The sequence below is a fragment of the Pseudomonas abyssi genome (genome assembly GCF_003444685.1).
In the GTDB taxonomy this organism is placed as follows: Bacteria; Pseudomonadota; Gammaproteobacteria; order Pseudomonadales; family Pseudomonadaceae; genus Halopseudomonas; species Halopseudomonas abyssi.
On sequence record NZ_LMAZ01000002.1, the window covers coordinates 503,230 to 509,657 of the forward strand.

General features: G+C 63.6%; 7 protein-coding genes. All 7 read right to left on the bottom strand.

The genetic code is table 11. From position 1 onward, the window contains the following. Window positions 1-601: 601 nt before the first annotated feature. The 7 genes from ASB58_RS10510 to ASB58_RS10540 all read right to left on the bottom strand — a co-directional run bounded on the left by ASB58_RS10510 (window position 602) and on the right by ASB58_RS10540 (window position 6,332). Window positions 602-2,500, bottom strand: coding sequence for an alpha/beta hydrolase family protein (locus ASB58_RS10510; RefSeq protein WP_118130522.1), 1,899 nt, complete (start codon window positions 2,498-2,500; stop codon window positions 602-604). Continuing rightward, entirely contained in the window at window positions 2,466-3,608 is a 1,143-nt protein-coding gene (gene pqqE, locus ASB58_RS10515) for a pyrroloquinoline quinone biosynthesis protein PqqE (protein ID WP_118130524.1), read from the bottom strand. The genes ASB58_RS10510 and pqqE overlap by 35 nt, the downstream gene beginning before the upstream one ends. Then, a complete protein-coding gene (gene pqqD / locus ASB58_RS10520) occupies window positions 3,580-3,858 on the bottom strand; it encodes a pyrroloquinoline quinone biosynthesis peptide chaperone PqqD (RefSeq protein ID WP_096006507.1) in 279 nt (92 codons plus the stop codon). Before pqqD ends, pqqE begins: the two co-directional genes overlap by 29 nt. After that, window positions 3,855-4,607 (bottom strand): pyrroloquinoline-quinone synthase PqqC, encoded by a 753-nt coding sequence (gene pqqC, locus ASB58_RS10525; RefSeq protein WP_083724656.1) that lies wholly within the window; start codon window positions 4,605-4,607, stop codon window positions 3,855-3,857. Before pqqC ends, pqqD begins: the two co-directional genes overlap by 4 nt. A 10-nt stretch (window positions 4,608-4,617) precedes the next feature. Next, window positions 4,618-5,529: a pyrroloquinoline quinone biosynthesis protein PqqB gene (gene pqqB / locus ASB58_RS10530; RefSeq protein ID WP_118130526.1), complete on the bottom strand. Its 912-nt coding sequence runs from the start codon at window positions 5,527-5,529 to the stop codon at window positions 4,618-4,620. A gap of 56 nt (window positions 5,530-5,585) precedes the next feature. Further along, entirely contained in the window at window positions 5,586-5,657 is a 72-nt protein-coding gene (gene pqqA / locus ASB58_RS10535; RefSeq protein ID WP_063607997.1) for a pyrroloquinoline quinone precursor peptide PqqA, read from the bottom strand. Between the two features lie 219 nt (window positions 5,658-5,876). Continuing rightward, on the bottom strand, window positions 5,877-6,332 hold the full coding sequence (locus tag ASB58_RS10540) for a hypothetical protein (protein ID WP_118130529.1): 456 nt from the start codon (window positions 6,330-6,332) through the stop codon (window positions 5,877-5,879). Window positions 6,333-6,428 lie beyond the last annotated feature (96 nt).

A 6,428-nucleotide genomic window follows, 5' to 3' on the forward strand; every position in this document is an offset into this window, starting at 1 on the left:
CGGGGTTGAGGGAGTGGCAGCAGGCGGCTAGGCACGATTAGCCACACCAAAAACCTCCCCACTAGACCGTCATTCCCGCGAAGGCGGAAATCCAGGGATGAGCCAGCACCCGCAATGGATCCTCGCCTGCGCGGGTATGACGAAGTTAAAGGGCTGGCAGCACGCGCCTGGGCACGATTAAGCGCACCCATAACCTCCCACTACACCGTCATTCCCGCGCAGGCGGGAATCCAGGGATGAGCCAGTACCCGCAATGGATCCTCGCCTGCGCGAGGATGACGGGGTTGAAGAATAGGCAGCAGGCGGCCAGGCACGATTAACCGCACCAACAACCTCCCCACTACACCGTCATTCCCGCGCAGGCGGGAATCCAGGGATGAGCCAGCACCCGCATTGGATCCTCGCCTGCGCGAGGATGACGGGGTTGAAGAATAGGCAGCAGGCGGCCAGGCACGATTAACCGCACCAACAACCTCCCCACTACACCGTCATTCCCGCGAAGACGGGAATCCAGTCATACGCCCGCGCCCACCATGGAGCCTCGCTTGCGCGAGGATGACGAAGTAATGAGGCGTGCCGTTCGCGTCAGGGGCTCTCCGTATCACAACCACGCCTGATAAAACCCCAGCTCCTCTTCCAGCACCTGCGCCAGATGCGCAGCCTGGCGAAAGCCGTGGCGTTCGTCGGCGAAGGTGACGCAGTGCACGGGCACGCCGTTGTCGTCCAGCGCGGCGACCATCTGTTCGGTCTGGCTCGGCAACACCACCGCGTCGCGCAGGCCCTGGAAGAAGATCACCGGAGTGCGGATGCGGTCGGCCTGGGCAAGTGGGGAGCGTTCCACGTAGCGGTCGGGCTGGGTGTCGGGGTCGCCGATCAGCCAGTCGATGTAGTCGGCTTCAAACTTGTGGGTCACCGCGCGCAGCTGCAGCGGGTCGCTGACGCCGTACAGGCTGGCCGCCGCGCGGAAGCGCCCTGCCCCGGCCACCAGCGAGCACAAGGTGGTGTAGCCGCCGGCGCTGGAGCCGCGAATAAATACCTGCGCCGGGTTGATCTTGTCCTGCTGACTCAGATAGTCGACCGCCGCCAGCACGTCCTCCACGTCGGTCACGCCCCAATTGCCCTGCAGACGCTGGCGGTAGGCGCGACCGAACCCAGTGCTGCCGCGGTAGTTCAGATCGGCGACGGCAAAGCCGCGCTGGGTCCAGAACTGAATGCGATTATCCAGCACCGGATAGCAGGCCGACGTCGGCCCGCCGTGGGTGAAGATCAGCAGCGGTGGCGGCTGATCCAGCTGCTGGGCGTGGTTGCGCGGCGGGTAGAAGAAGCCGTGGGCACTCTCGCCACCCGCGCTCAGATACAGCAGCCGTTCAGGGCGGGACAGATCGGCGTCGTCCAGCGCACTGTCTTCGCCCAGCAGGCGGGTCAGTTCACCGGTGGCCAGTTCAATACGCAGAATGGCGGCGGTGCAGCTGGGCGAGGCGCCAATGCAATACAGCGCCTTGCCGTCGCTGCACAGGTGACGAAAGCGGCTGTAGGCGTGCGCCAGCCGCCGCTCTTCGGCGCTGACCGAGTGACGCAGCGCCAGATGGCCGTATCCGGCCTCGCTCCAGCTCAGCGCCATCCAGCCGTCCTCCAGCGGCAGCCAGGTGTTGCTGCCCTGCTGCCAGGGCGCAGGTGCGTGGTCGGCGGCAATCGCCGGTAACTTGCGCGGGCCGTCAGCCGCAACCTGCCAGGGCACCCAATAGCCACTGCGGTCAGACAGGCAGCACAGCTGGCCGCTGGCATCAAAGCGCGGCTGCTGCCATGCGTCTTCCGCGCCGCCGACCGACTGCACCGCCGCGACACTGCCGTCGTCGGCCAGCGTTGCCCGCATCAGCCGGGTGCGCGTCCAGCTCAGATCGGGCCGATCCCATTCGATCCACGCCAGCTGCGTGCCGCAGTCGCTGACCTGCGGGCTGTGGTAGAAGTCGGCGCCACTGGCGAGCAACTGGCGTATGCCATCCAGCCCGATGGCGACCAGCCGATGCTCGACCCGGCCCGGCAGATGCGCCTCCTCCACCGCCAGCACGCGGCGGCGCGCAAGGTCGGCGCAGAGTCCGCCGTAGCGGCATTCCGGATGATTGGTCAGTGGTTCAAGGCGCTGCCCTTCCGGGCATTGCAGATACAGCTGCTGATCGGCTTCGTTGACAAATACCAGCAGGCAGTCCGGTTCGTACTCGCCGGGCAGCACGCAGAAGCTGCCACCGCCGTACTCATACACGCGGCTGCGCACGGAGTGGCCTTGGGGGGTAATGGTGCGGGTGACGCCGTCCTGCCAACGCTGCAGCACGCTGTCGCCCTGCTGCGGGCGGAAGGTCAGCCACCAGAGCGCGCCGTCGGCGCAGCACAGATCGCTGTAGTCAGCGCTGGCGGCGACCGCCTGCGCTGCACTGAAGTCGCTCGGCCAGCGGCCGGGCACAGGTTTATCAGGCCTTGCAGATGATCCTCGAGGTACGTTCATTACGGAAGGTCAACTCCTCTATCCCCGGCTGGGGCTGCTCTGCTTCGGCTCTGGCCTGCAGAATCTTGTGATGGTAGGGCGACTTGCTGCACACCGGGTCCGCCTGGGTGGCATCGCCGGTCAGCAGATACGCCTGACAGCGGCAGCCGCCAAAGTCCTTCTCCTTTTCGTCGCAGGACCGGCACGGCTCGCTCATCCAATCATAGCCGCGAAAGCGGTTGAAACCGAAGGAGTCATACCAGATGTGTGACAGGCTGTGCTCGGTCACGCTCGGGAAGCTGACCGGCAGCTGCCGCGCGCTGTGGCACGGCAGCGCGGTGCCGTCCGGGGTGATGGTCAGGAAGATATTGCCCCAGCCGTTCATGCAGCCCTTGGGGCGCTCCTCGTAGTAATCGGGGGTGACCAGAATCAGCTTGCACGGGTTGCCCTGCTCGGCCAGCTTCTCGCGCCATTGGTTAGTGACCTGCTCGGCGTGATCCAGCTGCGCCTTGGTCGGTAGCAGTCCGGCGCGGTTCAGGTGCGCCCAGCCGTAATACTGACAGGTCGCCAGCTCGACAAAATCGGCCTCCAGCGCCACGCACAGCTCGATGATGCGATCGATCTGATCGATGTTATGCCGATGGGTAACGAAGTTGAGCACCATCGGGTAACCCGCCGCCTTGACCGCTCGGGCCATCGCCAGCTTCTGCTCGAACGCCTTGCGCGAGCCGGCCAGCATGTTGTTGATCTCGGCGTCGGAAGCCTGAAAGCTGATCTGAATGTGATCCAGCCCGGCTTCGCGGAAGGCCTCGATCTTGGCCTCGGTCAGCCCCATGCCGGAGGTGATCAGGTTGGTGTAAAAACCCAGCTCACGCGCCGCGCCGATCAACTCGGCAAGGTCTTCGCGCACCAGCGGCTCGCCACCGGAAAAGCCCAGCTGCGCCGCGCCCAGCGCTCGCGCCTGGGTGAACACGTCGATCCACTGGGCGGTGCTCAACTCACCCTTGTGGTTGGCAAACTCCAGCGGGTTCGAGCAGTACGGGCACTGCAGCGGGCAGCGGTAGGTCAGCTCGGCCAGCAGCCACAGCGGTGGCCCCTGTTCAGCGGATGTGGAGCCAGTGTTGAGCATGGGCCACCTCGATAAAGGCCAGAACGTCTTCGTCCAGTCCCGGCACATTGGGGAACTTGTCTGTCAGCGTGTCGATGATGTCGGCGACCGGCCGCTTGCCATCCACCAGCAACAGCACCTCGGCGGCGCTCTCGTTCAGCTTGACCATGCCCTCCGGGTAGAGCAGCACGTGGCTGTTCTGCACCGGTTCCCATTGCAGACGAAAGCCGGGGCGCAGCACCGGCGTGTTATCGCGCACCACCGGATTCATAGCGCGATCCCCCGGTGCCAGGCCTTGTCGGCCGTGACCGTGTGATACGGCGGGCGCTCCAGCTCATAGGCCATGGTCATGGCGTCGAGCATGCTCCAGAGCACGTCCAGCTTGAACTGCAGAATCTCCAGCATGCGCTGCTGCGCCTCCCAGGTGGTGTAGTGATGCAGGGTAATGCGCAGGCCGTGCTCGACGTCGCGGCGGGCCTCTTTCAGGCGCTTGCGGAAGTAGTCGTACCCGGTCGGATCAATCCACGGGTAATGCTGCGGCCAGCTGTCCAGCCGCGACTGGTGAATGTGCGGGGCAAACAGCTCGGTCAGGGACGAACTGGCCGCCTCCTGCCAGCTAGCCCGGCGGGCGAAGTTGACGTAGGCATCCACCGCAAAGCGCACGCCCGGCAGCACCAGTTCCTGCGACAGCAGCACCTCGCGGTCCAGCCCCACGGCCTCGCCGAGGCGCAGCCAGGCCTCGATGCCGCCCTCGCTGCCCGGCTCGCCATCGTGGTCGATGATGCGCTGAATCCACTCGCGGCGGGTGTCGCGGTCCGGGCAATTGGCCAGAATCGCCGCGTCCTTCACCGGAATGCAGACCTGGTAGTAAAAACGGTTCGCCACCCAACCCTGAATCTGTTCGCGGGTTGCGCTGCCGTCGTACATGGCAACGTGGAACGGGTGATGAATGTGGTAATAGCGGCCCTTGTCGCGCAGGGCCTGCTCGAATTCGGCAATACTCATCGGCTCGCGCTGCATGGCGGCCTCCTTACAGAACGATCTGCATACCGTCATGGGCGACCTCAATGCCATGCGCCACCAGTTCGGCGCGCTCGGCAGAGTCCTCGTCCAGGATCGGATTGGTGTTGTTGATATGAATGAGCACCTTGCGGCTGGCCGGCTGCGCATCCAGCAGCTCGATCATCCCGCCCGGCCCACTCTGCTGCAGGTGGCCCATCTCGCTGCCGAGCTTGTCGCCCACGCCAGCAAAGGCCATCTCGTCGTCGCGCCACAGGGTGCCGTCCACCAGCAGGCAATCGGCATCACGCATGGTCGCCAACAGCCCTTCATCCGGCTGGCCCAGGCCCGGCGCATAAAACAGCCCCCCCCCGGTATTGGTGTCGCGCACCAGCAGGCCGATGTTGTCGCCGGGGTGCGGGTCGTTGCGGTGCGGCGAATACGGCGGCGCCGCACTGCGCAGCGGAATCGGCAAAAACTCCAGCGCCGGGCAGGCCGGAATACGGAACGGCTCGCCCAGCCCGATCCGACGGCGTTGCAAACCACCGTTCCAATGGCTCAACATCGGGAACAGCGGAAAGCCGGTCTGCAGGTCCTCATGGACCATATCGGTACACCAGACCTCGTGCGGGCAACCCTCACGCAGGGTCAGCAACCCGGTCACGTGATCGATCTGGCTGTCCATCAGCACAATCGCTCGAATCGCCGTATCACGCACCGCCCGCGCCGGTTGCAGCACAGGCGTCTGCTCCAGCTGGGTGCGAATGTCCGGGGAAGCGTTGCAGAGAATCCAGTTCACCCCGTCATCCGACAAGGCAATGGAAGATTGGGTACGCGCTTTCGCGTTCAGCGTGCCACGGCGCAGGCCGTCGCAGTTGCGGCAGTTACAGTTCCACTGCGGAAAACCACCGCCAGCAGCTGAACCAAGTATCTGTACATGCATGGGATCTGTCCTCGGCCAGCGTGCCTAAACGCCCCGGAAACCGGGGCGCCCGGTACTCAGCGGTTGGCAAAGTACATGGTGACTTCAAAGCCAATGCGCAGGTCGGTGTAGCTGGGTTTAGTCCACATGGGTCGATCCTCTTGTTATTGCGTGGGTTTACAGCGTCGGCAGGAACCGACGGACTCAGTTAAACACCGGGATCGGGGGGTACGAATGATACTTTGGGAGTAGATTTGGTCGTGATTTGGTTGATGTGTGGGGCTTGCAACGCATCGCTCCGGGAGGAACGCCAGAGTACACCAAACCAGCCAACGACAATGACGTAGGCGTCCGGCCGTCAGGATTGCTCAGCGGATTATTCGATCACGGTGACAAGCTGCAACTCCCGCCTCACAAGCGTCAGTTGAGGTAACAGGCGCATCAACCTTTTGAAAAGTAAAACTACCGCAGCTCGCAATGGTGCAGCCATCCGGCAGGTAGGCCTCAAGTAGCCTGCGAACTCGCCGTTCGGCCAGGTTAATCGTCCACGTATACACCGGAAAACGAAGATGGTCTGAAATCGCGAAGGTACCGAAATCGTAAAGGTACCCGCCCTCCACCTTCTGATAGCTAAGTGACTTCTGGCATCCATCTTCGATGCATACAGCCAGTTGCAGGTCGCTCTGCTGCAACGTCAGACCAACTCTGTAAACGCTGCTTGCAGACTCTGCGCGGGACACAGCAGCAACGCTCGACAGCATGAGCGCAGCGGACAAAATCCCGAAATTGCGCCAACGCTGGCTGTGGTTTTCAATAAGAAACATTGCACTACTCCCTCCTTGGAGCCCGGCTAAATAAACCATGAGAGCAGGTACAGCATAGGCCCATGAGCACCCGGTTCAAGCCCCAGCGCAAAGGGC